General features: G+C 71.7%; 18 protein-coding genes and 1 pseudogene. 8 read left to right on the top strand and 11 right to left on the bottom strand.

Annotated features, from left to right (window positions below; translation table 11 throughout):
* The first annotated feature begins 82 nt into the window (after positions 1–82).
* Complete coding sequence (locus QQK49_RS21110) at positions 83–2035, top strand: PhoX family protein (RefSeq protein WP_284305718.1); 1953 nt, start codon at positions 83–85, stop codon at positions 2033–2035.
* A 100-nt stretch (positions 2036–2135) separates the two neighbouring features.
* On the opposite strand, the gene QQK49_RS21105 is transcribed toward QQK49_RS21110, so the two are convergent.
* Genes QQK49_RS21105 through QQK49_RS21090 form a run of 4 tightly spaced genes read right to left on the bottom strand, consistent with a single transcriptional unit; the run spans position 2136 to position 7391 of the window.
* Positions 2136–2618: a hypothetical protein gene (locus QQK49_RS21105; protein WP_284305717.1), complete on the bottom strand. Its 483-nt coding sequence runs from the start codon at positions 2616–2618 to the stop codon at positions 2136–2138.
* Positions 2615–3640 carry an NAD-dependent epimerase/dehydratase family protein gene (locus QQK49_RS21100; protein WP_284305716.1) on the bottom strand — a complete coding sequence of 342 codons (1026 nt, stop codon included), beginning with the start codon at positions 3638–3640 and terminating at the stop codon, positions 2615–2617. The genes QQK49_RS21105 and QQK49_RS21100 overlap by 4 nt, the downstream gene beginning before the upstream one ends.
* On the bottom strand, positions 3637–6372 hold the full coding sequence (locus tag QQK49_RS21095; protein WP_284305715.1) for an alpha/beta fold hydrolase: 2736 nt from the start codon (positions 6370–6372) through the stop codon (positions 3637–3639). The genes QQK49_RS21100 and QQK49_RS21095 overlap by 4 nt, the downstream gene beginning before the upstream one ends.
* Entirely contained in the window at positions 6369–7391 is a 1023-nt protein-coding gene (locus QQK49_RS21090) for a 3-oxoacyl-ACP synthase III (protein ID WP_284305714.1), read from the bottom strand. Before QQK49_RS21090 ends, QQK49_RS21095 begins: the two co-directional genes overlap by 4 nt.
* A 190-nt stretch (positions 7392–7581) precedes the next feature.
* On the opposite strand from QQK49_RS21090, the gene QQK49_RS21085 reads away from it, so the two are divergent.
* Positions 7582–8496, top strand: coding sequence for an alpha/beta fold hydrolase (locus tag QQK49_RS21085; protein ID WP_284305713.1), 915 nt, complete (start codon positions 7582–7584; stop codon positions 8494–8496).
* Positions 8497–8517: 21 nt separating this feature from the next.
* Here QQK49_RS21085 and QQK49_RS21080 read toward each other — a convergent pair whose 3' ends face one another.
* Together QQK49_RS21080 and QQK49_RS21075 are read right to left on the bottom strand one after the other, a co-directional pair.
* Positions 8518–10908 carry a penicillin acylase family protein gene (locus QQK49_RS21080; protein ID WP_284305712.1) on the bottom strand — a complete coding sequence of 797 codons (2391 nt, stop codon included), beginning with the start codon at positions 10906–10908 and terminating at the stop codon, positions 8518–8520.
* A 99-nt stretch (positions 10909–11007) separates the two neighbouring features.
* The gene (locus QQK49_RS21075) at positions 11008–12759 is read right to left on the bottom strand and encodes a BCCT family transporter (protein WP_284305710.1); all 1752 of its coding nucleotides are present in this window, start codon (positions 12757–12759) and stop codon (positions 11008–11010) included.
* Positions 12760–13039: 280 nt separating this feature from the next.
* Between QQK49_RS21075 and QQK49_RS21070 the strand changes: the two genes are divergently transcribed.
* Positions 13040–13462 (top strand): pyridoxamine 5'-phosphate oxidase family protein, encoded by a 423-nt coding sequence (locus QQK49_RS21070; protein WP_284305709.1) that lies wholly within the window; start codon positions 13040–13042, stop codon positions 13460–13462.
* Positions 13463–13592: 130 nt separating this feature from the next.
* On the top strand, positions 13593–14285 hold the full coding sequence (locus QQK49_RS21065; protein WP_284305708.1) for a hypothetical protein: 693 nt from the start codon (positions 13593–13595) through the stop codon (positions 14283–14285).
* Positions 14286–14327: 42 nt separating this feature from the next.
* On the opposite strand, the gene QQK49_RS21060 is transcribed toward QQK49_RS21065, so the two are convergent.
* Both QQK49_RS21060 and QQK49_RS21055 read right to left on the bottom strand, forming a co-directional pair.
* Positions 14328–15263, bottom strand: coding sequence for an alpha/beta-hydrolase family protein (locus QQK49_RS21060; RefSeq protein WP_284305707.1), 936 nt, complete (start codon positions 15261–15263; stop codon positions 14328–14330).
* An 81-nt stretch (positions 15264–15344) separates the two neighbouring features.
* Positions 15345–15889: pseudogene (locus QQK49_RS21055) on the bottom strand (alpha/beta-hydrolase N-terminal domain-containing protein); the annotation flags it as partial.
* 532 nt (positions 15890–16421) lie between these two features.
* Here QQK49_RS21055 and QQK49_RS21050 point away from each other — a divergent pair.
* Positions 16422–17462: a DMT family protein gene (locus tag QQK49_RS21050; RefSeq protein ID WP_284305705.1), complete on the top strand. Its 1041-nt coding sequence runs from the start codon at positions 16422–16424 to the stop codon at positions 17460–17462.
* Positions 17463–17467: 5 nt separating this feature from the next.
* Complete coding sequence (locus QQK49_RS21045; protein ID WP_284305970.1) at positions 17468–18637, top strand: glycosyltransferase; 1170 nt, start codon at positions 17468–17470, stop codon at positions 18635–18637.
* Between the two features lie 118 nt (positions 18638–18755).
* Here the strand turns inward: QQK49_RS21045 and QQK49_RS21040 are convergent, their stop codons facing one another.
* On the bottom strand, positions 18756–19796 hold the full coding sequence (locus tag QQK49_RS21040) for a glycoside hydrolase family 26 protein (protein ID WP_284305704.1): 1041 nt from the start codon (positions 19794–19796) through the stop codon (positions 18756–18758).
* A gap of 430 nt (positions 19797–20226) precedes the next feature.
* On the opposite strand from QQK49_RS21040, the gene QQK49_RS21035 reads away from it, so the two are divergent.
* Both QQK49_RS21035 and QQK49_RS21030 read left to right on the top strand, forming a co-directional pair.
* Positions 20227–21714 (top strand): alpha/beta hydrolase, encoded by a 1488-nt coding sequence (locus QQK49_RS21035; RefSeq protein ID WP_284305703.1) that lies wholly within the window; start codon positions 20227–20229, stop codon positions 21712–21714.
* A gap of 198 nt (positions 21715–21912) precedes the next feature.
* The gene (locus QQK49_RS21030) at positions 21913–22287 is read left to right on the top strand and encodes a MerR family transcriptional regulator (RefSeq protein ID WP_284305702.1); all 375 of its coding nucleotides are present in this window, start codon (positions 21913–21915) and stop codon (positions 22285–22287) included.
* A 26-nt stretch (positions 22288–22313) separates the two neighbouring features.
* Here the strand turns inward: QQK49_RS21030 and QQK49_RS21025 are convergent, their stop codons facing one another.
* Together QQK49_RS21025 and QQK49_RS21020 are read right to left on the bottom strand one after the other, a co-directional pair.
* The gene (locus QQK49_RS21025; protein WP_284305969.1) at positions 22314–23573 is read right to left on the bottom strand and encodes an AAA family ATPase; all 1260 of its coding nucleotides are present in this window, start codon (positions 23571–23573) and stop codon (positions 22314–22316) included.
* A 163-nt stretch (positions 23574–23736) separates the two neighbouring features.
* The gene (locus QQK49_RS21020) at positions 23737–25809 is read right to left on the bottom strand and encodes an MDR family MFS transporter (RefSeq protein WP_431310560.1); all 2073 of its coding nucleotides are present in this window, start codon (positions 25807–25809) and stop codon (positions 23737–23739) included.
* Positions 25810–25859 lie beyond the last annotated feature (50 nt).

The following is a 25859-nucleotide window of genomic DNA, read 5'->3' as shown; positions in this document are numbered from 1 at the left end:
CGCCCCTCCATAGCGTCACGGCATACGTGCATGTCTTCGGCCTGCCGTCAGATGACCCCTTCTTCGACTCCGTGAGGTCCATATGAGCGACTCGTTCGACCCCGACGACCTGATCACCAACCCGAGCGGCAACCGGCACTTCGCCGACGTCCTCGCTGCCGACGTCTCGCGCCGCAACATGCTGGGCGGCACGATCGGCGTCGCCGCCGTCGGCTTCTTCGCCGGCGCCCCGGTCGCCCAGGCGGCGGCCGTGCCGGCGACGTCCACCGCCTCGGTCGCGGGCGGCGACCCCAAGCGTCCGCTCATCGGCTTCAAGGCCGTCCCGGTCAGCAAGGACGACACGGTGCACGTGCCCGAGGGGTACGTCGCGGAGGTCCTCATCCCCTGGGGCACCCCCATCCACTCCGACGGCCCGGCGTGGAAGAAGAACGCGACCAACAGCGCGCGTGACCAGGCCGTGCAGGTCGGCTTCAACCACGACGGCATGCACTTCTTCCCGTTCGACACCCGTGGCCGCATGAAGAGCCGTGGCGGCAAGCACGACAACAACGGCGCCGGTCTGCTCGTCCTCAACCACGAGTACACCGACCCGGCGATGCTGACGATCGACGGCCTCGAGGGCGACATGACCCTCGAGAAGGCCCGCAAGCACCAGCACGCGCACGGCGTCTCGGTGGTCTCGGTGCGTCAGCAGCGCGACGGCTCGTGGAAGAACGTGGACTCCCCGTTCAACCGCCGGGTGCACGTCAACACCCCGGTCCGGTTCTCCGGCCCCGCCGCCGGCAGCCCCAAGCTCAAGGCCAAGACGGAGCCGCGCGGCACGCTCAACAACTGCTCGATGGGGCACACCCCCTGGGGCACGTATGTCACGTGCGAGGAGAACTGGAACCAGTACTTCGGCACCACCGCCAAGGGCCACGAGGCCACCGCGGAGGAGAAGCGGTACGGCCTGCCCACCGGCGGCACCGACTACCGCTGGGAGGAGGTCGACGAGCGCTTCGACCTCGTCAAGGACCCCCACGAGCAGTTCCGGTTCGGCTGGTGCGTCGAGATCGACCCGTTCGACCCCGACCAGGTCCCGGTCAAGCGCACGGCCCTCGGCCGCGTCAAGCACGAGAACTGCCACTTCGCGGAGTCCAACGGCCGCGTCGTCGTCTACACCGGTGACGACCAGAACGGCGAGTACATCTACAAGTACGTCAGCGCCGCCCCGTGGCGTTCCATGCGCGCCCGCGGCAAGAGCCCGCTGGACGAGGGGACGCTGTACGTCGCCAGGTTCAACGAGGACGGCACCGGCACCTGGCTGCCGCTCGTCTTCGGGCAGGGCGCGCTCACCAAGGCCAACGGGTGGGCCGACCAGGCCGACGTGCTCGTGCGCACCCGCCGCGCGGGCGACGCCGTGGGCGCCACCAAGATGGACCGTCCCGAGTGGATCACCGAGAACACCAAGACCGGTCACGTGTTCTGCACGCTGACCAACGGCTCCTCCGGCCCGCACCCGGCCAACCCGCGCAAGCCCAACCCGTACGGCCACATCATCCGCTGGATGGAGAAGCACGGCGACAAGACGGGCACCGAGTTCGACTGGGACATCTTCGTGATCGCGGGCGACCCGGAGAAGGACCCGATGGTGAACATCAACGGTGACTCCTTCGGCTCCCCCGACGGCATCTGGGGCGACCCGCACGGCCGCATCTGGATCCAGACCGATGTGTCGAACTCCACGCAGCACCTCAAGGAGTACGAGCACCTGGGCAACAACATGATGCTGTGCGCCGACCCCACGACCCGCGAGATCCGCCGCTTCCTCACTGGGCCGAAGGGCTGCGAGGTCACCGGTGTCATCGCGACCCCGGACATGCGCACGATGTTCGTCAACATCCAGCACCCGGGTGAGTCCACCAAGGCCATCGGCGAACCGACCGCGAAGAACCCGCAGGCCGTCAGCTCCTGGCCCGAGCACGACCCCAAGGGCCGTCCGCGCCCGTCGACGATCGTCATCCGTCGCAAGGACGGCGGCGTCATCGGCTCCTGACGCACCACGCGACCGACGCCCGGCGGACCTCAGCGGTCCGCCGGGCGTCGGCGTCTCCATCCCCTGTGCTCCGGGCTCCGGGCTCACACGGCTCTGCGTGTCAGCTGTCCCAGCGCCTGGCCACCGGGTGGAGGGCGAGTTCGGCTGCGCCCCACAGCAGTCCGGTCGCGGTGTAGGGGTGGCGGACGCCGCGACGGCTGAACCAGCCCGCGGTCGCGTCGTCGAGCTTCTGCCCCGCCACCAGGCCGCCGACCAGCAGACCCAGTCCACCGACCACCATCCCGGCGGTCATCCACGGACGGGACTCCTCGGACTCCTGCGACGTCTCCACCGGCGCCTCTGCGTCGAGACGGCTCTCGGTTCCGCCCCGACGCTGCGTGTCGATGCTCTCGTGCTCGGTCATCCATCGCGCCGCGACGACGACCGTGCCCGCGGCGAGAGCCGCCCTCAGCAACCGGCGCCGGGCCGGGCTCTCCACGTAGTCCGGGAGCGCGGTCCACACGGCCGACATGGCCGCGAACAACGCGACCATCGGCGCGTCGAGGTCCTGGGCGAGCGGGGCTGCATCCGCGTGATCAGTCATGCAACCAGTCTGCCAGCCTCACCACCCGAGGCCGCGAGGCGGGCGAAACCCTCCTCCAGGCTCACCCGCGGTGTCCAGCCCAGCGCCTCACGGGTGCGGCGCTGGTCGAACCAGTGCGCCGTCGTGAGCTGCTCGACGAGGAACCGGGTCAGCGGCGGATCGACGTCGTCGGCGTCACCGAGGCGCTCACGCAGAGCGGTGACGACATCGACGGCACTCCCCGCCAGCAGCGCGACACGCGTGGGGATCCGCTTGGGTTCGACGTCGACCCCGCCCGCGCGCGCCCACGCGGCGAAGATCTCCGAGATCGGCCGCGGCTCACCGTTGGTGACGACGAACGCCTCACCCCGGATCTGCTCGCACCGATCCAGCGCGGCGACCAACGCGTCGACGGCGTTGTCGATGTACGTGGTGTCGACCAGCGCTGCGCCCGAACCGATCACGGGCAGGCGGCCCGACTCGGCCCGCCGGATGATGCGCGCGACGAGTTGGGTGTCGCCCGGCCCCCACACCAGATGCGGACGGATCGCGACCACCGCCGGGCCACGGCCGTCGCGCCGGGCCCGTGCGTCCGCGGTCAGGGCGATGCGCTCGGCGATGGCCTTGCTCCGCGCGTAGGAGCCCCGGGCCCGCTCGGGATCGGCCGGCCCGGCACCCTCGCCGACGATCGAGGTGCCGGCATGCGCCACCGACGGACTCGAGGTGTGCACCAGACGCGGCACGCCGTGCTCGATGCAGGCGTCGACGACGGCGCGAGTGCCTCCGACGTTGACGCGGACGTAGTCCTTCCAGGCGCCGGTCACGTTGACCTTGGCCGCGAGATGCACGACCGCGTCCTGACCGCGGACGGCGCGCGAGACGGCAGCCGGATCGCAGACGTCCCCGAGGATCTCGCGCAGTCCCTCGTCGGCGAGCCCACTCGGCCGGCGCTGCAGCACGCTCACGTCGTCACCGCGCGCGGCCAGAGCCCGGGCGACACCCCCGCCGAGCATCCCCGACGCGCCCGTGACCAGGACCTTCATCGCGCCCCTCCCCGTCCGGCGAGCACGTCCTGCGCCCACCCGGCGAGCTCGGTGCGGTCGATCTTGCTCTGATGCCGGATGTCGACCGGCATGGACGAACGCACGAGAACCGCGGCGACCGGATGCCCACTGCACTCACGTACGGCCGTCGCCAAGGCGTCGTCGGCCAGTACGGCCCGCGACGGACCCGACACGTCCGTCGAGGTCGAGGACTCCGAGTCCGACGACTCCGGGACGACGACCACGACGACCTGCTGCACCCCGGCGGGCCCGACGCCGACGACGGCGGCGGAGGCCACCTGCGGGAGGGCCTCGACGCGCTGTTCGATACCGACGGGCGTGACGGGTCCGGTCGGGGTGTGGACGACGTGGACGCGCCGGCCCTCGACCCACAGCCGTCCGTCGGCGTCGAGATGCCCGACGTCGCCCGTGCGGTGCCAACCCCGCGGGTGGTCCGCGGCGGCGTGTTCGGTGGCCCAGAGCTGGTCGTAGCGGTCCTTCATGTGCGCCGCACGAACACAGATCTCGCCGGTGACGTCGGGCTCGCCGGTCAACGGGCCGTCCTCGCCGTCGTGCTCATCGGGCAGCGGCGCGACGGCGACCGACACCCCGTCCAGGGGGCGGCCCACGCACACTCCCTCGACGGCACCGTCGCCGTCGGCGCCCGCTGCCGCCAGGACGGATTCGATCTCGTGCAGCGTGATGTCGGCGACCGGCAGACACTCGGTCATGCCGTAGGGCGTGTGCATCTCGGCCCGCGGCATGAGCGCCCCGAGCTCGCGCAACAACCCCGCCGGCACCGGCGCCCCGGCCGACATGAGGATCTCGACCCGCCCCAGGGCCTCGCGCTGGACCTCGGAGACGTCACCCCCGGTGCGCAGCACGTTGCGCAGCGCGGCCGGAGAGGCGAACACGGTGGTGGCCTCGGCGGCGACGACGGCGTCGGCGAGCGCGGCGGCCGTGAGCGTCGCCGGTGCGGTGACCAACATGTCCGGGGTGACCCCGGCCACGCCGAGCGCCGGTCCGTACAAGGCGAACGGCGCGAACGCGGCGACGAGTCGCCCACCCGGCCTCAGGCGGTAGATGTGCCCGAATCCGCCGATCTGCGCGCGGAGTTGGTCGACGGTGTAGACGACGCCCTTGCTCGGACCGGTGGCCCCGGAGGTGAACAGGACGGCGGCGTCGGCGTCTCCCGTGAAGACGTCCTCCAGCACCTGCCCGGCGGCGGCGAGCCGGCGCCCGGTGGCGCGCAGCTCGTCGAAGGACGCAGCGACCGACAGCACCCGGCGCACGGCGGCCGGCATGTCCCCCACGAGGATCCGGGTGCCCGGCACCCGCAGCACGGGCAGCGCGGCGAGCGCCTTGGGAATGGCGATGACGTGGTCGATGCCGGCACCGCGCAGGGCCCGACCCATGCCGGACAGGCCCAGACCCGCGTCGGCCACGACGATGACGGCACCCACCCGCCAGCAGGCGTACGCCGCGACGGTGAGTTCGACACCCGGCTCGACGAGCAGTCCGACACGGTCACCGGGCCGCACCCCCGCCTCACGCAGACCGAGGGCCACGTGCTCGACGTCCGCCTCCAGCTCACCGAAACTCACCGACCGCGCACGTCGTCCCTCACGCACCTCGGCCACGCACAGGGCCTCGGGGTTCGTGCGGGCCATCTCGGTGAGACCGGCCCACGGGCGGGCCGAGGTACCGACGGCCCAGGCACCGGGCGCGGGGCGATCCTCCGCCGCAGCGGGGTCCTCCTCGCGACCGTCACGGACGTCACGATCGACGCGGGCGACGATCCAGTCGGCGATGTCGGTCGCCGTGCGGGGCGCGTCCTCCAGGACGAGGTGCGAGGCGCCCTCGTACCTGTGCACGTCGGCGTGCGGCAGGCGTCGTCGCAGGTCACGCAGGTGAGCCTCGGAGAACACGGGGTCGGCCGGGCCGCGCAGCAGCAACGCCGGGGTGTCGGACTCGGCGCCGAGCGCGGACAGGCCCTCGGCGAGCGCGTCCATCGTGGCGCGGGTGGCGTGGGAGGAGGCGGTGGGGATGTCGGCGACGAACTGGCCGACGAACCGGCGGTCCTGGCGCGAGCCGTACGGCAGCGCATAGGCGTCGCGGACCTCTCGCGGAGGGCGCGGGGTGCTCACCGCGGTGGCGGCGCGGACGAACGCGGGGGTGTCGACGGTGACCCGGCGCAGCAGCGGCGCGAGGCGGCTGAACGACAGCGCCGGCGGCAGTCCGGAGTCGAAGTCGTGGCGCACGGTGGTGTTGGCCAGCACGATCCCCGCCAGGACGTCGCGGTGCGCCAACGCCCATCCGCTCGCGACCATGCCGCCCCAGTCGTGACCGGCCACGACGACACGCGGCCCGAGGTCGAGCACGTCGGTCAGCCGGCCCAGGTCCTCGATGCGCGAGGCCAGCGACCGCGGCGCGGCGATGGTGCCCCCGGGGTCCTCGGAGAACCCCATGCCGAGCTGGTCGACGGCCACGACCCGCCACCCCGCCGGCGGACTCGCGAGCAACCGGCGCCACAGGTAGGACCACGTCGGGTTGCCGTGGACGGCCAGCACCGTGCCCCGGACCGAACTCACCTCGGCGGTCGCGTGCGTGTCGAGCAGGTGCCACGTGCGCCGGATGCCGTCGGCATCGGGGGCCTCGACCGTGCGCGACCACGACGGGTCGATGCCGGGAAGGCGGACGAGACGTTCACGGATCGCGACCGCGTCGGTCACCAGACGACCTCGGTGAACGAGGTGTTGAGACCGGAGCCGATGCCCATGAGCAGCACCCGGTCACCCTTGGCGAAGGACGACTGCGCGAGGCCCAGGGTGAACGGCAACGCGACCGGGCCGATGTTGCCGTAGGTGTCGACGCTGATCGGGAACTTCTCCTGCGGGAGGTGCAGGGTGTCGCACAGGCCCGCGATGTGGACGGTGGACGTCTGGTGGGCGACGTACCAGTCCATGTTCTTCCAGTCCCACTCGGCCTCGGCGTCGGCGAAGGCGTCGGTGGCGAGGGTGAGCCCCTCGACGAAGAGGCGGCTGCTGTCGGTGACCATGCCGTCCATGCCGCCGATGCAGAGCTGGTGGTGCTCACTGCCCGCGCGGGTGATGCCGCCGACGATGCGGTGTGCGTCGCCGTGACGATCGGAACGGCCGAGGACGAGTCCCACTGCACCGCTGCCCAGGGTCATCGTGGCGAAGGCGTCCTTGACGTCCTGCCTGGTCGCGTGGCCGTTCACCAGGCGCGAGATCGACGACTCCTGCATCTGCCGCGACCCCTCGGAGGCGACGATGAGGGCATAGTCGATCTGACCGCTGTCGATCATCGTTCCGGCGATCTGGAGGCTGTTGACCACGCCGAGGCAGGCGTTGGTGACGTCGAAGGCCAGCGCGTTGCGCGGCAGCCCGAGCTCGTGGTGCACCTTGGAGGAGATGCCGGGCTCGAGGTGCGGCCGGGTCACCGAGGCGTTGATGACGACACCGATGCTGGAGGGGTGGACGCCCGCGTCGGCGAGGGCACGGCGTCCGGCCTCGACGGCTCCGTCGGTGTAGTCCTCGTCCTTGGCGAACCAGCGACGGGTCTTCACCCCGGCCAGTCGTTCGATCTGTCCCGGCACCATGCCCGTGGCCGCGTAGGCCGGTTGCAGCAGCTCGTCGAGATGATCGGACGTGACGACTTCTGGCGCTTCGACCGTACTCACCGACAGGATCGAGCAGTTGGCAAGGCGGTACGAGGCGTTCTCGCTCATGGACGTCCTTCAGGGAGTTCGGGCGATCGGCCGGCACCGGGCCGTAGGGTGACCGCGAGTCTACCCAGCGGCCGCAGGACCGCTCCACGTGGGAGAGATGCCGCAGGTCAGGGCCCTTTCGGGCATACCGGACGAGCGTCGCACAGCAGTCTGGACGCAGCCTGCGGCAGCGATGGCGCACGATGGTGGCATGACCTCGAAGGCACGGCCTTCCGCCCGACGTCTGCTCACCCCGCCCGGAACACGCGAGACGACCGCCGAGGCCGGTGGACGCTGGCGGGTCCTGCGCGGGACCCACGAAGGCGCGGGAGTTCCCGCGCTCCTCGTCCACGGAGGCGGGTCGGATCACGCGGGGATCTCCTGGTACCACGCGATCGGCGACCTCGCGCGGGACCGTCCGGTGTACGCCCCCGACCTGCCCGGATGCGGCGGGTCCACCGACGTGGCGGCCGCCGGGTCCGCCGCCGCTATCGCCGATCGTCTCGTCGGGCTCCTCGACGCGCTGAGGGTGGAGAAGGTCGTGGCCATCGGGGTGTCGCTCGGTGGCGACGTGGTGATGAACCTCGCGCTGCGCCACCCGGATCGTGTCGCCGCGCTGGTGCCCGTGGCCGCCGGTGGCCTCATCGGCCGGTTCGGTGGGCCGCTGATGCATCGGGTGACGTGGCTGGCGACCCGACTCCCCGACGGCGTCGTCATGCCCGCCTCCGACTTCTCGAGCCGGTGGAGCGAGGCCCTGTTCGCCAGGAGCGTCACCGACGTCGACTCCCTCCCGCCCGAGGTCGTGGCCGAGTACGTCCGCGAATCACGGGCGCCGGGAGCGGGATACGCGTACTGGCGCTACAACAAGGCCTCGGTGGGGCCGGCCGGGATGCGGAACGACCTCACCGGCCGGCTCGGCAGCCTGGAGGTCCCGACCCTCTTCCTGCACTCCCCGCAGGACCCGCTCGTCCCCGTCGAGGGGTCTCGCCGCGCCGCCGCCGAGATGCCCGACGCGCGCCTCGTGGAGGTGCCGGGGGTGGGGCACTGGCTGCCGCTGGAGGCACCGGCGGTGTTCGCCCGCGAGGTCGGCGAGTTCGCCGCGGCGCGGGGCCTGTCGACCTGCTGAGCAGGCAGCAGGTCGGAGCGCTCAGCCGGCCGGCGTCAGCGTGAGGTGCTCGGTGCCTCCCCAGTCCTGTTCGCGGGTGCTCATGGGGATGTCGGCGCCGTCGCGCCACAACGGCAACTGGTCGCGGGCGTGCGGGTGCCACGGGCTCCCACCCTGACCGAGGGACCCGACGTACCGGCTGGCGTCGGGCTCGGCGAGATCCACGATCTGCCGATAGCTCGCGCCGTTGCGGTGCTCCAGCGAGGCGTTCTCGGGGCGGGCGGGGGCGACGGTGTCGGTTCCGCCGCCGTTGGGGATGCGGGAGGAGAAGATCCGCCCGAGGACGGGGATACCGTCGAAGGCGCCGTGGCCGTGGACCGCGTCGTGGGTGCTGCCCCAGGTCCATCGGTCCATGTCGGCGCCGAGGCGCCGGCGCAGGTCGTCGGTCGTCTCGCGCAGCGTGTGCGCCAGCGCCTGCTCGCAGGTGCTCACGCCCGCCGCGGCGTCGGGGCAGAACACGCCCTGCTCGAGCTGGGCGCCCACCGCGCGGGTGCGCGAGCGCGCCTCCTCACCGAGTTCGTCCGTGGCCAGACCGCGCAGCCGGTACAGCCACGCCTCGAAGATCGTCGTCTCCACAGAGTCGCGCGTCGCGACGCCGTCCCACGTCCGCAGCCTGTCCAGCGCCCGCTGCCCGGCCTCGTCCAGCGGCGTCGTCGCCAGCAACCGGGCCGAGAGCTCGGCCCACGGCCCGCTGCGCACGTCCATCTGCATCGCGCGCATGGCCGCCACGTCGAGGTCGGTGCGCTCACCGAGCATGTCGAGGATGCGCTGCGCCCGATACGGATCGGCCCAGACCCGCGGTCCGGCCAGGCGCGGACCCGAGGCCTCGGGCGGGCCGGGGTCGTTGTTCGCCGACACGACGGCGCCGCTCGCCGGGCCGATGACGTGCGGCACCTCATCGAAGGGGACGTACCCCGACCACTCGTGGCTGCCGTCGCCGGGCACCGGCAGGTGACCCTCCCAGCTGCGGACCGGCAGCTTTCCCGGCGCGTAGTAGCCGATGGTGCCCTCGGTGTCGGCGAGGACGAAGTTCTGGCTCGGTGAGACGTACCGCCGCAGGGCCGTGACGGCGTCGCCCACCGTGCGGGCGTAGTTGAGGTCGAGGAACGCGTCCATCGTCGTGTCGCCCGGGTCGAGCGCGACCCAGCGCAACGCCAGGGTGCGCGGCTGCCCGTCCGGCCCGCTCACCTCGGGGGCGTCGCTGACCCCCACGTCGCTGACGATCGGCCCGTGCCGGCTCTCGCGCACGGTGACGCTCACGTCGTCCTGACCCTTGACGGCGATGACCTCCTGCCGCGACGTCAGCGGCGCGTCCTTCGGTTCGACGTAGAGGTCCTGCACGTCGGCGCCGACGTTGGTGACACCCCACGCGAACGTGTCGGTGCGGCCGATGACGATCGCGGGCAGGCCGGGAATGCTCGCCCCGATGGCCCGCAGGTCCTTGCCCCGCACGTCCGCGAGGTACCAGAGCATCGGCGAGCTCAGCCCGAGGTGCGGGTCGTCGGACAGGATCGGGGCGCCGCTCCTGGTGCGGGAGCCGTCGACGACCCAGTTGTTGCTGCCCTTACCGGGCGCCGGCGCCATGCCGAGGGAGTACGCGGCACGCACCGCGCCCGCCCCTGCCGCGGCCACGGCCGCACTGTCCCGGCGGTCGGCGCCCGCGTCCGACCGGGTACCCGCAGCGGCGGGCCGAGCCCGATCCTCGTCCGAGAGGATCGTCGCGCTGCCCGGCACGGCCGGCGGGTACAAGGCGTCGATCCCCGCCTGACCGGCGCGGGCGTGCGCGCGGGCGGCGATGATCTCGTCGACGTAGTTGCCGGCCAGGTCGAACGACATCATCTGGCTCCACGACACGGCGTCGATGTCGGACCACGGCGCGGGTGAGATGCCGAGAACACGGAACTCCGGAGCCGGCGCCGTGCGCCCCATGGCGGCGTTGACGCCCGCCGTGTACGCCGAGATGAGCTGTCGGCTCTCGGGTTTCAGCGCGGGCAGGGCCTGTTCGGCGACGCGACGAAAGCCCATCGTGCGCAGGAACCGGTCCTTCTCGACCGCCCCCGGGCCGAGGACCTCGGCGAGCGTGCCGCCGACGATGCGCCGCTGGAACTCCATCTGCCAGGAGCGGTCCTGCCAATGCACGAATCCGAGGGCGAACACGGCGTCCTCGTCGGTGTCGGCACGGATGTGGGGCACGCCCCACTCGTCGCGCGTGACCTGCACCGGGCCGTGCAGTCCCGCCAGTGGCACCTCGCCCGTGGCCGGCCGGTTCTCGTGCCGGAGCCACGCGACTCCCGACAGGCCGAGGGTCACGATCACGACGGTGAGCGTGAGGAGGACGATCAGGACGCGGCGGGCGATCCGAGCGGTGCGCACCGGCCGATCATGTCAGCCCGTCGGGCGCCAGGAGTGGGCATACGGGAAGGGGCGCGTCCGTCGTACGGACACGCCCCTTCACCTGCGTCGAGACCAGCCTCAGCGCCTGCGACCGAATCTGCTTCGCCCCCGCGGCTGTTCGGGGCGGTCGGCGGCGGGCGCAAGATCACCCGACTCCGCGAGCTCCAGCGCGAGTTCGCGCCGGAGCGTCGCACGCTCCAGACGCACGGTGCGACGGTGTTCGGCGTGCAGCGCGCGGAACGTCGAGACGCACATCGCGATCATCACGAGGGTGAACGGCGCCGCCACGAGGATCGCCATGGTCTGCAACGCAGACAGACCGGCTTCGAGACCGCCCTCACCCTGCTGGTGTCCGACCCAGAGCAGGACCGCCGCGATCGCGCCGGCGACCAGACCCCAGAACACGCGGATCGCGACGTGCGGCTGCGGATCCCCACCGGCGCTCAGCATGGAGACGACGAAGGAGCCGGAGTCCGAACTCGTCACGAAGAACACGACGATGAGGATGAGGAAGAGACCCGACAGCACGGCCGCGCCTGGCATGTCGGCGAGCAGGGAGAACAGCGACGCCTCCGTGGCCACGCTGCCGTCGGCGCCGATGAGACCGCCGCCGCCGAACAGCTCGCGGTAGATCGCGCTGCCGCCGAGGATCGAGAACCACGTGAACGTCAGCAGCGTCGGCGCGAGGAGCACGCCGAGGACGAACTCGCGCACCGTGCGGCCACGGGAGATGCGGGCGATGAAGATGCCGACGAACGGCGACCAGCTGATCCACCAACCCCAGTAGTAGGTGGTCCAGGCGCCGAGCCACGCCTCCCCGTCCTGGCCCTGGAAGGGCATGGTGCGAAAGCTCAGCTCGACGAGGCGGGCGACGTACAGGCCGATGTTCTGGACGAACTCGCGCAGGATGAACAGCGTCGGGCCGAGGAGGAGCATGGCGAGGACGAGCACGCCGGCCAGCACGAGGTTGATGTTCGACAGCCACTTGATGCCGACGTCGAGGCCGCTGACCACCGACATCAGCGCGAGCAGCGTGATGCCGAGCGTCAGCCACAGCAGCAGCGAGATCGACTGCCCCGCGATCCCGAGGACCTCCAGGCCCGCGGACAACTGCACGACACCGAACCCGAGCGAGGTGGCGACACCGAACACCGTGCCGACGATCGCGACGATGTCGACGACGTCGCCGAGGACACCCTTGACGCGGTCGCCGAAGACCGGCTCGAGGGCCCAGCGGATCGAGACCGGGCGGCCGCGGCGGTGCACCGCGTAGGCGATGGCCAGACCCACGACCACGTAGATGGCCCAGGCGTGCAGACCCCAGTGCAGGAACGTCGTCGTCATCGCGTTCTGCGCCGCGACGCCGGGGTTCTGCTCCAGCGTGGGCCCGCCCGGCGGCGGCGTCGCGAGGTGGTTGAGCGGCTCGGCCACACCCCAGAACACGAGCCCGATGCCCATGCCTGCCGCGAACAACATGGCGAACCACGAGAACAGGCCGTACTCCGGCTCCTCGTCGTCCTGGCCCAGGGTCACGTCGCCGTACCGCGAGATGCCGCACCACAGGCTGAAGACGACGAACGCCGCCACCAGCAGCACGTAGTACCAACCGATGCTGCTGACGACGAGCTTGTTGACCACCTCGAGCTGCGCGGCGAACCACGTGGGAGCGAAGGCCGCGACCGCCACGAAGACGGTGACGATCAGCCCGGCGGGGGCGAGCACCGGCCAGTAGGCGGCCCGCCGTGGGACCAGATCCTGCTGAGGCTTCTCGTAGCCGGCGGTGGGCTCGGACGCAGACGGTGCAGATGAATCAGACGCGGTCGTGGACATGGTCCTCCTGGTCGCGGGCCCGACGAGGCCCTGATCGGCGCCCGATGGGGCCCGGATCGAACGGTGATGAGTGGGCGACAAGGCGCCGAGAACGTCTCGTCGAGGACGGCGAAGCGATGGTCCGCCCCTCCTCGGTGACGTGCCGACCATAGTGGACATCCGCCCAGGTCGGAAACCCAGGGGTGTTCAAACCTCCCCCGGGCCGGGCCTCGCCTAGGCTGAGATGGCCTGGCCGCGACCCCGCGACCTGCTTGTCTGCCCGAGGATCCGAGGACTCCCCATGGCCACCGAAGTCGCCTCCCTCTCGCACGAGGACTGCTGGGACATGCTGCAGCGCGAGGAGTTCGGACGCCTCGCGTACTCCCTCGACGGCGAGGTGCACATCGTCCCGATCAACTACGCCGTCGACTCCGGTCGGCTGGTGTTCCGCACCGCCGAGGGCAGCAAGCTCCTGGCCGTCCTGCGCGGCGGCACGGTGGCCTTCGAGATCGACGACATCGGCGACGAATGGGCCTCCAGCGTGATCGTGCGCGGTCCGGCCTCCGAACTACCGCCCGAGGACGCCCGCTGGGCCGACCAGTTGCGGCTGCGGCCGTGGATCCGGTCGGAGAAGCAGTACGTCGTGGCGATCCAGCCGACCGAGATGTCGGGGCTGCGCTACCGGTTGCACCGGCCGTGGACGTCGATGTTCCCCCAACCCTGAGCTCCTCGGGTTTCCCCAACCTCCGACGCACCGCCGCGGTTCGCGCCGTGTCTGTGGACGACCACGGGCGGGCGCCCCGAACCGGGTGAGGGTGGCATCAGGCCCACTCCTCACCGCTCGGAGGTCTCCCGTGTCGCGTCACCGCCGCCCCCTGCCGCCCGAGGTCCCACGCCGGGCCGCCTGGGCCACCCTGCTGTTCCTGCTGATCGCGGCGGCCGTCGGCGGCGCCCGTAGCGCCGGCGCCGACCCCGTGCCTGCCTCACCACCGGTCGCCGGCACCGCCCGCACGGCGTGCACCGAGTCGGCCGCGCGCCAGAGCCTGCCCGCCGGGTGGACCCTCGAATGCCGCTCCGAACTCCCGCCGGACTGGAACGCCGCGACCGGGGACCGACCGACCTCGGCGATGAGCAGTCGCGCCGAACGCCGCATCGTCGTCCTCGAGGGGCAGAGCCCCGGCTACACCGAGGCCTCGATGACCCACGAGATCGCCCACGCCGAGGCCTCCTCCTGGCCGCCCGAGTTGAGGGCTGCGTTCGCCCGGGCCGTCGGCGGGACGACCTGGAGTGGCCCGGGCACGGCCGGGACGCCTGCCCCGGGCGACGCGCCGACCGTGGGCGTGGGGGGCGGACAGGACTCTCCGACCGAGGTGTTCGCCGAGAGCAGTGTCCGGTGCCGCGGGTTGCCCACCCACGCGAGCTTTCCGCTGGTGCCGTGCGAACTCGTCGAGGCCGCCCGCGCCGCCGGTGGGGCGAGGGGGCCGCTCCCGGTCTCGGGCTCGGTGCCGACAGAGGCACCGATATCGCCACCGACATCGACACCGTGACGACGCGCCACGCGGAGGACGTCGATCGCGCGAGGTGGGTCCTCAGAAGACCCGGTAGTCCTCGCGCATGGCCCGTTGGATCTTCGAGTAGTCGGCCATGGGGTCCTGGCCGAGCACTCCGGCCCAGAGCGGCACGAGGTCCTCCTGGTAGCGGTGCCCCTCGCCGCCGGGCACGCGGACCGAGCGGGGCATGTCGCTCGCGATCTGCCAGAACGTCACCCAGGGCACCCACCGCATCGCCGAGGTGACCTTGCGGCTGGCGCGCTCACGCAACCAGTCGGGCTCGTTCCACAACAGATCCCACGACCACCACACGATGGGATCGGTCGGGTTCTGCGCGAACGCGACCCGCGGGGCCTCCCACATCCCGAACGGACGGCCGTAGAAGTCGTTGACGGCGTTCTGCCTCTCGGTGACGAACCGGATGTGCCGGCCGTCGTCCACGACGGGTGCGATCTCGGGTGAGCCGTCACGGCGCTGTGCGGTGAGCTCCTGCCACAGGGGGCTCTCACGCGGGGTGCCGGTCCACACGGCGCCGTCGACGCGGTCGAGCAGGTCGTCCTTGTCGGCGAACACGGCCTGGCCGCCGTACGCGCCGAGGGACTCCCCGCCGATGTAGAGCTTGGGCCGCCCGTCGGCGGGTTGCCGGCGCACCTCGGCCTCGACCTTGTCGAAGAGGATCCGCGCCGCCTTACCGGCCGTCTCCTTGTCGGTGTAGTAGGCGAGCGCGCTCGGCAGGTAGGTGTACTGCATCGAGGCGATGGCGCTGTCGCCCCCGGTGAGGAACTCGACCGAGCTGGGATGCCACTCGGGGATCCACCCCTCCCCCGCGGGCATCATGACGACGAGGACGGAGCGGTCGAAGGCGCCCGTGCGGTAGAGCTCGTCGACCACGGCCTCGGCGGTGCGTTCCAGATCGCGGCTCTCGTGCAGTCCCGCGTAGACGCGGATGGGCTCCTTGGCGGGGCGGCCGGTCACCTCCTCGATCCGGTCCCGGCGGGGACCGTCGGCCACGACACCCTGCCCCTGTCGGCCGAGGGTCGCCCACGTCTCGGGAGATCCCGGACCACCGGAGCGGGTGGTCTCGGTGGGGGCGTGCGTCCCGGTGGCGACTGGGCGTTGACCAGGGCCGCCTGACGCGTCGCGGACTCGACGAAACGGGCGAAGAACACGTCGTTGGAGACGAACACGACGAGCCACACGATGATGATCAGCGACGTCGTCGCGGACGCGATGCCCGGCAGGAAGGGCCGCGACATGCGCCGGAGCAGGCGCCACATCCCGCGCAGGGTCCGGAACACCAGGAACAACGCCCCGAAGAGCGCCACCCCGGCCACGATGCCGAGCAGATGGTCGCTCAGGGGAAACGGGTCGGCGCCGATCCGCCGGGAGATGTCGTCCTGCAACTCGATGCTGCGGCGGATCATCTCCAGGGCGGCCAGCAGGATCGCGACGAGCAGGACCCGGCCGACCAGCCGCGCGGCTCCGGGGCGCATGCGGATGCTCAGCCCCGTCCACCGCGAGAAGAGCCGGGCCATCCAGGCCAGCAGCAGACCCAGTCCGTAGCCGTAGGTGAGACAGATGCCGAGGTTGAACGCGGTCATCCACCACGTGCGCGGGATGAGGCTGGGCGACAACGCCGACACCCCGAGGACGAGGGCTCCGAGCAGACCCGGCCAGGTCGGACGTGCCGAGACCGGCGTCGTCGACGACGAACCCGTCCGGGTCGCCCGCCCGACCTGCGACCGGACGTCCCCGCCTCGATCGCGCGCCGCCTCCGTCTCCACGTCTGCATTATCGGTGGTGAGCATCGCCGGAACGACGCGCTCCCCCGTGCACCCGCTCGGGACGACCCGTCGCGGACGACCCTCGGTACAGAGCCCGGCCCGGCACGCCGAGTCGCGGGCAGGGACGGTCACGTGACGGCGACGTCGCGGTGAACAGGCGTCGTCGGCCGCTGGAATCTTCTGCCGCAGCGCTGCGACCTCGCACATCGGGGGCCGGCCAGGGTCCTCACCCATGGCGCACGGCGAACGCCGCGTGTTGACTCGTGGTGACGGGCCGATCAGCGGCCCACATGCGGGTTTCGGGCGGGAGACGCCCGAACCGGCGTGCTTAGACTGGTCAGGACGTCGGGTGCCAGGCGCGGCGCAGACGCTGCCGACCGGTCGGGCCGGCACGGTCATGGGAGGAGGGGCCGCCCTGTACATCGCCCTCGCCGTGGTGCTCGCAACCATCGCGGCCGCCGTGTTCGCGATCGGGGCGTCCCTGCAGTCGAACGCCGTCGGCCGGGCCGTCGATGCCGAACAGGGCCCCGGTGACCGGGCCCACATCCAGGGGGTCGTCGGCGGGCGCGCGATGGCCTCGCTGCTGCGCAATCCCACGTGGCTCGCCTCCGTCGGCATCATCGTCGTCGGCGGGTGCCTGCACGCCGTCGGGCTGGCGCTCGCGCCGATCTCGATCGTCCAACCGATCGGCGTCCTCGCCATCCCCTTCGCCGTCCTCATCGCCGCCCGCAAGCACCGGCAGCGTCCGCCGGCGTCGGTGATGATGGCGGTCACCGTCACCATGCTCGCCGTGCTGGCCTTCGTCCTCGCCGCAGCCAGCGACGGCAAGAACGCCGAACGCATCGACGCGCTCGAGGTGGCGTGGTCCGCCGTCGGGATCGGCGTCATCGCCGCCGTACTGGCCCTGCTGGGGTCGGTCGGCCCCCGCTGGGTCCGCTGCGTCGCCTGGGCCTCCGCCGGTGCCGTCGTGTACGGCCTGGCCTCGGCGCTGCTGCGCACCGACACGATGCTCATCGCGCAGGGCGGCCTCATGAACTGGCACGTCCTCGCCTACACCACCGCCGTCATCGCCGCGTTCGCCGTCGGCGGATGGCTCATCCAACATGCCCACGCCAACGGCCCACCGGCCGTCGTCCTGGGTAGCCTGACCGTGGTCGACCCCATCGTCGCGGTCCTGTTCGGGATCGGTTTCCTCGGTGAGGGCGCCCATCTCGCGCCGACCCACATCGCCGTCATGGCCTTCTCGGCCGTCGTCGCCGCCATCGGGGTCGTCCTGCTGGCGCGTCATCATCCCGAGAACCACCCGTCCACCGACCCCCGGGACCGCCCCGGTCCGTCCCCTTCGGAGTCCCGCATGACTCCTGAGCCACGAGAGGAGCACACCCCGTGAAGATCATGATCGGGTGTGACACGTACCCCACCGACGTCAACGGCGCGGCCCGCTTCGCCGAGCGACTGTCGATCGGGCTGGTCGGTCGCGGCCACGAGGTGCACGTCGCCGCGCCGTCCACCACCGGGCCCGTGGGGGTCGAGGAGCGCGACGGCGTCGTCGTCCACCGGGTCCGCTCGGTGCGCTATCCCTTCCACGAGGAGTTCCGCATCTGCCTTCCGTGGCAGACCCGGCCGGAGGTGGCGGCCATCATGAAGCGGGTGCGTCCCGACGTGGTGCACACGCAGGCGCACTTCGTCGTCGGCCGCTACACCGCGCGTAGCGCCGCCGAGCTCGGCATCCCGCTGGTGGCCACCAACCACTTCATGCCGGAGAACCTCACCGACCAGCTCCCCATCCCCGTCCACGGCAGCATCGCGCGCCTGGGCTGCCGCCTGGCCTGGCGCGACCTGGCGCGGGTGTTCCGCCAGGCGCAGGTCGTCACGGCTCCCACGCCGCGGGCCACCGAGCTCCTCGACTCCGAGGCGAAGATCAGCGGCGCCCTGCCGATCTCCTGCGGCATCGACGCGGCCCCGTATGCCGCCGCCGCCGAGGCCGCGCCGCGCAACGTCATCCCGCGCATCCTCTTCGTCGGCCGCCTCGACCAGGAGAAGCGCGTCGGCGAGTTGATCGACGCCGTCTCCGCGCTGCCGCGCTCCACGCCGTACCACCTGGAGATCGTCGGCGACGGCACCATGCGCGAGCAGTGGAAGGCCCAGGTCCGGGCCCGCGGCATCGAGGAACACACGACCTTCCGCGGATTCGTGTCCGAGGCGGAGCTGCTCGAGGCGTACGGGCGCTGCGACGTCTTCTGCATGCCGGGAGTCGCCGAGCTGCAGAGCCTGGTGACGCTGGAGTCGATGTCGGCGGGCAAGCCCGTCGTCGCCGCCGACGCGATGGCCCTGCCGCACCTGGTCCACCCCGGCCGCAACGGCTGGCTCTACCCGCCCGGTGACGTCGCCGCGTTGTCCGACCGTCTCGCCGGGCTGCTGACCGACTCCGACATGCGCCGCCGCATGGGTGCGGCCAGCCGCGAGATCGTGCGGCGCCACAGCCTCGAGGCCACCCTCGACAAGTTCGAGGACGTCTACGAGACGGTGCGTGGCGCGGGCCGTCAGGGGCGCACCGCCGCCTGACACCCCGTCGAGGCGGGCGACCCGCAGCCTCGGACATGAAGAAGGGCCTGGTCGGCACTCGCCGCCCGGGCCCTTCTTCACGTCGTGGGTCTCTCATCCCCGACCGGGGAGGTCGTGACTACCAGAGCTTGCGGTAGACGGCGGCCGACTTGAGGTTCTGGGGGTTCTCGGTCCAGAGGGAGTTCTGGATGTAGTCGGCGTGCTCGTTGAAGTAGCTCTCGACGACGAGGACGTCGCTGTTCTGCTCGAAGAACCGCCGCATCTGGGTGATGTAGAACGGGTTGTCGCCGTTGCCGCCGGCGCCGGGCTTGGCCAGACCCCATTCGGGGACGGACATGCCCTTGCCGCGCTTGCGGGCGAAGGCCGCCACGTCGGCGAGGCCGGGGGCGTTCTTCGGCTGCAGCGCCGAGCGCCACTGGGAGGCGTTGGTCGCGCCCGTCTGGTGCCAGTCGTAGACGTCGCAGCCGATGAGGTCGACGTACTTGTCACCGGGGTACAGCTTGGTGAGGGAGTCCAGACGGTTGCTCTGCCCCGCCAGCGACGAGCCGCAGTTGATGTCGAAGTCGATGACGATCTGCGGGGAGGCCTTGCGCATGACGGTGGCGACCCGGGCGAAGGCGCGTCGGTAGTCGGCGGCGTTGCCCGCCGTGGCCTTCCAGGGGTACCAGTGCCCGTTGGCCTCCCACCCGATGCGGGCGATGGCCTTGCCGCGGCCCTTCTTGCGCAGGTCGGTGGCGACCTTGCGGAAGACCGCGTCGTGCTTGCCCGCGGCGACGTCCTTGAGCGAGGCCGAGCCGTCCGAGGGCAGCAGGGGCACGCCGTACATGAGGCCGCCACGGAAGCTGCGGAAGGTCTCGATGTGCCAGGTGGAGTTCTTGATCGCGTTCCACGAGCCGCGCTCGGGGTAGGTCGTCGCCATGTCGGAGGGCGAGCCGCGCCACGCGCCCCAGTCGGCGGCGCGCTGACCGCTGAGGTATCCCCCGGTCCACGCCCCGGAGTACCAGGAGTTGCTGGAGGCGCTGGTGCCGAGGATGCGTTTGGCGGCGGCACCGGCCTTGCGCGGCTCCGCGTGGGCCGGCTGGGCGGGCACCGCCAGACCGAGGGTGAGCATGGCGGCCGCGCCGGCGGCGACCACGGACGAGGTACGGCGGAAAGACATGGTGTGTCCTGACGATGCGAGCAGCGGTGGGCGAGTGCACCGTAACCGTCCGGATGACGCCGGTCTCCTCCCTCGTCGGCGCCCGCAGACCCCTCGCGCCTGTGCACGCCGGGCCACGGCACGTGCCCGAGGACGAGTCACTCATCCGGGTACCCCTGCCCCAAATGGACATTCGTCCAACTTCGTAGAGCGGCGGCCCCTGCACCCTCGGCCGGGGTCGACACGCCGGTCGACCCCCAGAATTCATCCGAGGCCACGCAGTTGCCCGCATGATGGACGGAGGGATCTCACGTACCAGGACGATTGACGCTGCCGGCGACCCACTTCGTAGGGCCCGGATCACACCGTGCGGGACGCGCGGGTCACAGCCCCGCCAGGTGCGATGGCTTACGTTGGAGGGCACGACGACGCGGGTGAGGGAGGGCCGCCGATGCAGGAAGAGAGCATCGCCGACACCCTGGGCCGCCTCGCCGGTGAACTCGAGGCCACGCTCGCGCAGGCCCGCCGCGCCCACGACGCCTACGCGGCACTCCCGCGCCGGCACGACACCCTCGCCGATCAGATCCTCGTGCAACGCACTCGCGTCGGGTTGTACACCGCCGGCTACCTCGTGGCCGGGCTGCGCGAGGAGTCCGAGAACGCCCGCCGGCGCGCCCCCGACCTCACGGTCGCCGGACTCCGCCTGCCCCCTCGCCCCCGCGACGACACCCCCGAGACCGTCCTCGACTGGTGGGCCGGCCTGAGCGAGGACGAGCGCGAGGGTGTGATGCTCGCCGATCCACTGTTCGTCGGATCGGCCGACGGACTGCCGTATCGCGTGCGCCACCGGGTGAACATGGCGGTCCTCGAGGCCGAGATCGAGCGCCGGACCGCGCTCGCCGCGGAGGCAGAGCAGCAGATGTCGTCCGACACCCCGGCCGCTGCGAAGCGCCGCACCCAGGACGACCAGGACCTGCGGGGGCTGCTCAAGCTGCGAGCTCTGCTCATGCCGTCCACCGCCGACCAGCTCGAGCAGCTCCGGGACGGTGCGGCCGCCGCCCTGGCGAGGATCAGCACCCCGCACCAGGAGAGGTTCCTCTACCTGTTGGACCCCGCCACCTACCCGCTCAAGGCGGCGGTGGTCCTGGGCGACCTCGACACCGCGGACCACGTCGTCCTCCACGTCCCGGGCGCGACGACCACCGTCGACCTGCGGCTCTTCCGCGAGGCGGCGTGGATGTCCCACCTGCGCACCGAGGCCTCCCGGCACGTCGACCCGGCGTCGGTGGCCGTCGTCGACTGGATCGGCTACCAGGCACCGGTCGACATCGCCGTGCGCCGGCCGTTGGGCGACAGCGGTGTGCCCTTGCTGCTGCCGGGCGAGGCCGCGGACGCGCGCTTCGCCCACGAGGCCGTCCCCGCGCTGGTCCGGTGCGCGCGCGGATTGCGGGTGGCCACGCAACCCGGCACACGGCTCGTCGCCTCGGGCCATTCCTACGGCGGGTCGGTCGTGGGCCTGGCCCTGGCGGAGACGGACGTCTTCGACGCGGCCGTCGTCACCGGATGCCCCGGCCTCTTCACCGGCGACGCCGCCGACCTGCACGTGCCGACCGACGCCCTGTTCGCCGCGACCGCACCCGGCGACCTCATCGCCCTCCTCGGCGTCTTCGGCGGTCCCACCCATCAGGTGCGCGGTATCCGCTCGATCTCGGCCCGCGCGCGCCCCGTCACCCATCCCGACGGCACGAGGACCCTGCTGCTGCCCACCTTCGGCCACGAGGCCTACTACAACGCGGGCACCGCGACCCTCCACGGCATCGGCGCGGTCGCCGCCGGAGCGATCGATCAGGTGCGCACCACCCGGCGAGTTCCCGGGGCCGGAACCGCCGCCGGGGACCATGCCGTCGTCACGGCCCTGGACAGCGAGGTCATAGACTGATCGGCCGGACACCGGGAGGAACGCTGTGACCACCGAGAACGACGCCCCGACGCAGTCGGGACAGATGCCGGGAGACACGTCAGCGGCAGACACGTCGGCAAGCGAGACGCCGCACCACTACGTCGTCCCGGCCGAGCACGCCCTCACGGGTGCGCGGCTGCGCGAGGTGGACACCTCCCCCGGCTGCGGATCGGCGAGGTGTCCGAGCGCCTCGGTCTGTCCTCCCGCAGCATCCGGTACTACGAGGAGTCCGGGCTCGTCACTCCTGCGGGTCGCACGACCGGCGGGTTCCGCATGTACTCGGAGTTCGACGTCCAGCGCCTACTCGGCGTCATGCAGATGAAGCCGCTCGGGTTCTCCCTCGAACGCATGGGTCAGGTCCTCGGCGACCTGGACGTCCTGCGCGACGACGACGCCGATCACGCCGACCGGATGCAGGCCCGCGCCCGCCTCAGCGACCTGCACGCCGAGATGCAGGAGGCGCTCGCGAGTCTCGCCCAGCGCCTGGAGATCGCGCGGTCCTTCACCCACCGGCTCGACGAGGAACTCACCGAACTCGACGGGTCGAGCTGAGGGGAACGGCCCGCCGCGACGGTGGGTCAGTGGGTTCGGCCGGCCACCATCGTGATGTATTCGCGCAGCCCCACGAACGAACTCGGATCGGGGTCGGCGCTGAGTTCGCGTGCGGCGCGCTCCAACCACTCCCGGGCCGAGGGCACCCTTTCGAGCAGGGCGTCGAGCACGTCGTCGGTCGTCACCGGCGACACCCGTGACTCGGCGGTGCGCACGGCCGCCGCGATGTCCGACCCGGAGTAGCCGCTGGACAGGTGGGCGATCTCGGCGACGTCGACCTCGGGGTGCTCACCGAGTTGCTGGCGCAGCACGACCTCGCGGGTCGTGCGGTCGGGCGGCAGCACGAGCAGCGACTGCTCGAGGCGGCCGGGACGACGCAGCACCGGATCGACGTTCCAGGGCGCGTTGGTGGACCCCATGATCGTGATGCCGTAGTTGCCCTCGGACCCGCGGTCGAGCTCGGCGACCAGGGCCGCGACCGCGCCGGAGGTGGCGCGCCTGGTGGCGGCGCGCTCGCCCAGGTGGTCGATCCCGTTGAGGCAGAGGACGACCGGAGCCTGTTCGCGCGCCGCGTGAAAGACGGCGGCGATCTCGTCGGTCTGCTCCTCGTGGCTCATGCCGGCGAAGGTGACGGCCAGGAAGCGGGCATCGAGCTCGCCGGCGGTCGCGCGGGCGAGGAAGGTCTTGCCGCAGCCGGGCGGACCGTAGAGAAGCACCCCACCCGACCGGCTCTTGCGGTACAGCCGCCGCAACTCGGGGTTGCGCATGGGGGCGAGCACGGCCGCCTCCAGACGCTCCTTGGCGACATCCATCCCGCCGATGTCGGCGAGGGTGACGTTGACGCGTTCGGCCCAGAGGTCGTCGCGGTCGTCCACGTCGTCGGGAGCATGGGAGGCGCCGGCCGCGTCACGGCCTTGGTCAGGCTCCGCTGCCGCGCCGTGCGTCCCCTGATCGGGCCCGGCCCCGTGCTGCGGTCGCGTCCGCGAGGATCCCGGCTCGTCGCCCTCGCCAGAGGCCCGTTCGACGGCAGCGGTGTCCTGGTCGGCCCCGGCAGGCGGCATGGCGCCCGTCTGCTGCGCCTGACCTGCGGGAACGCCCAGCAGATCGCGCATGAGCCGCCGCGCGTTCTCGCTGCCGGGGTCGATGGCCAGGGCCGCGGCGCAGTGGCGCACGGCCTCCTCCGGCTTGCCGTCGGCGCGCAGGAGGTCCGCCAGATGCAGCCGGAGCGGGATGTCCGTCGGCGCGGCCTCGGTAGCGGCGAGCAGGCTCACGAGGAGCGGTTCCATGGGCACCACACCAGGCTAAGCCTCGCGGCGGCGAGGGGCGCGCCGCCAGAGGTGCATTCGGCTCTCGCGCCGTGACACGACCGGACCCCGGCGACCCGTGCCCTCACGGGCGGGTCGGGTCGTCGGGGTCGAAGAGAGGCCGGCGGGGGCGCCGACATCGAGGTCAGCGTCGGGAGCGGTGAAGGTCGACCATGAGCGCGGCGCCGAGATCGTTGCCGACGTGGACGAGTTCGCCGACGTCGACGCTCTCGTACCGGTCCGCGACGGTCGGCTCCTGGCCCTGCAGGGCGGCCTCGCCGATCGTGGCCGCCTCGGCGACGAGCACGGAGCGCAGTTCAGGTGACAGCACGCCCCCGTGACGGGACCCGATCTTGGCCACCTCACAGGCATACCGCTCGGCCTCGGCAGCGACGTGCTCGTCCTCGGTGAGGAGCATGCGCGCCGTCCGTTCGAGCAACGCGATGCCCCGCTCGAGGTCGCCCTCGCCGAGATCGGTGACCGCACGACGGAGCAGCGCGTACTCCTCGCTCGAGGCCCGCGTGGCCAGCGTCTGCAGACGCAGGCCGAGCAGCCGCTCCTTGGTGCGCGTGGGGCCCGAACCGCGGCCCAGGGCGAGACGGTCGTCGTCGGCGTTCGACTGGGCGAGTCCGTCGAGCAGTTCGCGGCCGGCCTCTTGCGCGGGGCCGCCGAGGGTGTCCCGCAGCGGGACGGCCTTGACGAGCAGCGTCGCGATGAAGATGAGGGCCGTCAGGGGCAGTCCGATGAGGAAGACGTCGTGCAGCGCGTCGGCCAGACCCTGGCGGACTGCGGTGGCCACGGCGGGCGGCAGCTGGGCGAGAACGGTGGGGTCGAGGACCGCACCGGCGTCCATCCCCTCGGCCGGCATCCGGCCCGCGGCACCGGGCGGGAGGTGCGAGGCGATGGCCGCACCGGCGCGCGAGGTCATGATCGTGCCGAACACGGCGATGCCGATGGTCGACCCGACGTTGCGGAAGAACTGCGTGGCAGCCGTGGCCACACCGAGGTCGGCGCGGGGGACGACGTTCTGCACCACGAGGGTGAACACCTGCATGCACATGCCGAGACCCGCGCCGAGGACGACCATCGCCCCGGTCAGCTCGAGGGGGTCGGCGCCGTGGTGCAGGCGGGTGAGCAGCCAGTAGCCCACGCCCATGAGCGCGACTCCGACCAGCGTGAACTCCTTGTAGCGACCCCACCGGGTGATGAGCATGCCGACGACGATCGACAGGCCGATCATGGCCACGCTCATCGGCATGAGGATGAGGCCCGACTGGGTGGCGTCGACGCCGAGCACGCCCTGGGCGTAGACGGGGATGTAGATGAGCGCGCCGAACATCAGCATCGAGACACCGAAGCTCGCGATGTTGCTGAAGGTGAAGACCGAGCTGCGGAACAGGCGCAGCGGGATGACCGGCTCCTCGGCCCTGGTCTCGATGGCGATGAACGTGCCGAGTCCCACGACGCCGAAGGCGTACAGGCCGAGGATCTGCGGGGAGCCCCAGGCCCAGGTGGTGCCGCCGAGGGAGGTGGCGAGCAGCAGGGCGAGCAGCGTCACCGAGAGCACGAGGATGCCGGCGACGTCGATCTTGGCCTCGCGGCGCTGGTGCTCGAGGTGGAGGAACTTCCAGATCGCGCCGAAGGCGATGAGGCCGACCGGCAGCGAGATGTAGAACAGCCAACGCCATCCCCAGTGGTCGGTGACCGCGCCGCCCACGAGGGGTCCGACGATCGAACTCACGCCGAAGACGGCGCCCATGAGTCCCTGGTACTTGCCGCGCGCCCGCGGCGGGATGATGTCGCCGATGATGGTCTGTGACAACGGCATCAGCGTGCCCATGCCGACGCCCTGGACGACGCGGGCGAAGACGAGGAACCAGAAGCTCGTCGAGAGGCCCGCGAGGACCGACCCGACCATGAAGACGATCAGCCCGCCGAGGTAGAACGGCCGGCGGCCGTAGAGGTCGGAGAGCTTGCCGACGATCGGCACCGTGATCGCCGAGACGAGCATCGCCGAGGTGGCCAGCCACGAGTAGTGCTCCATGCCACCGAGTTCGGCGACGATGCGCGGCATGGCCGGCGAGACGATCGTCTGGCTGATCGAGGCGACCAACATGCCGAGCATGAGGCCGATGAAGACGCGCTGCCCGGCGGCGTCGAGCCGGAAGTCGGTTCCCGTCCGGGACGTGATGGCGGGTTCTGCTGAGGTCGTTGTCACGTCACCACCGTACGCCGAGACTTGCAGTGGCTGCAACTTTACAGGTAGTG

Source organism: Mobilicoccus caccae, from assembly GCF_030161635.1.
Taxonomy (GTDB): domain Bacteria; phylum Actinomycetota; class Actinomycetes; order Actinomycetales; family Dermatophilaceae; genus Mobilicoccus; species Mobilicoccus caccae.
The sequence above is the reverse complement of the archived record's forward strand: the minus strand, read 5'-3'. Positions and strand labels throughout refer to the sequence as shown.

What these genes read in the sequence shown, in the direction of transcription:
- QQK49_RS21075 (WP_284305710.1), bottom strand. Translation starts at nt 12,759, where the DNA reads ATGTCCACGACCGCGTCTGATTCATCTGCACCGTCTGCGTCCGAGCCC.
- QQK49_RS21045 (WP_284305970.1), top strand. Translation starts at nt 17,468, where the DNA reads ATGATCGGGTGTGACACGTACCCCACCGACGTCAACGGCGCGGCCCGC.
- QQK49_RS21105 (WP_284305717.1), bottom strand. Translation starts at nt 2,618, where the DNA reads ATGACTGATCACGCGGATGCAGCCCCGCTCGCCCAGGACCTCGACGCG.
- QQK49_RS21040 (WP_284305704.1), bottom strand. Translation starts at nt 19,796, where the DNA reads ATGTCTTTCCGCCGTACCTCGTCCGTGGTCGCCGCCGGCGCGGCCGCC.
- QQK49_RS21070 (WP_284305709.1), top strand. Translation starts at nt 13,040, where the DNA reads ATGGCCACCGAAGTCGCCTCCCTCTCGCACGAGGACTGCTGGGACATG.
- QQK49_RS21090 (WP_284305714.1), bottom strand. Translation starts at nt 7,391, where the DNA reads ATGAGCGAGAACGCCTCGTACCGCCTTGCCAACTGCTCGATCCTGTCG.
- QQK49_RS21025 (WP_284305969.1), bottom strand. Translation starts at nt 23,573, where the DNA reads ATGGAACCGCTCCTCGTGAGCCTGCTCGCCGCTACCGAGGCCGCGCCG.
- QQK49_RS21085 (WP_284305713.1), top strand. Translation starts at nt 7,582, where the DNA reads ATGACCTCGAAGGCACGGCCTTCCGCCCGACGTCTGCTCACCCCGCCC.
- QQK49_RS21035 (WP_284305703.1), top strand. Translation starts at nt 20,227, where the DNA reads ATGCAGGAAGAGAGCATCGCCGACACCCTGGGCCGCCTCGCCGGTGAA.
- QQK49_RS21100 (WP_284305716.1), bottom strand. Translation starts at nt 3,640, where the DNA reads ATGAAGGTCCTGGTCACGGGCGCGTCGGGGATGCTCGGCGGGGGTGTC.
- QQK49_RS21110 (WP_284305718.1), top strand. Translation starts at nt 83, where the DNA reads ATGAGCGACTCGTTCGACCCCGACGACCTGATCACCAACCCGAGCGGC.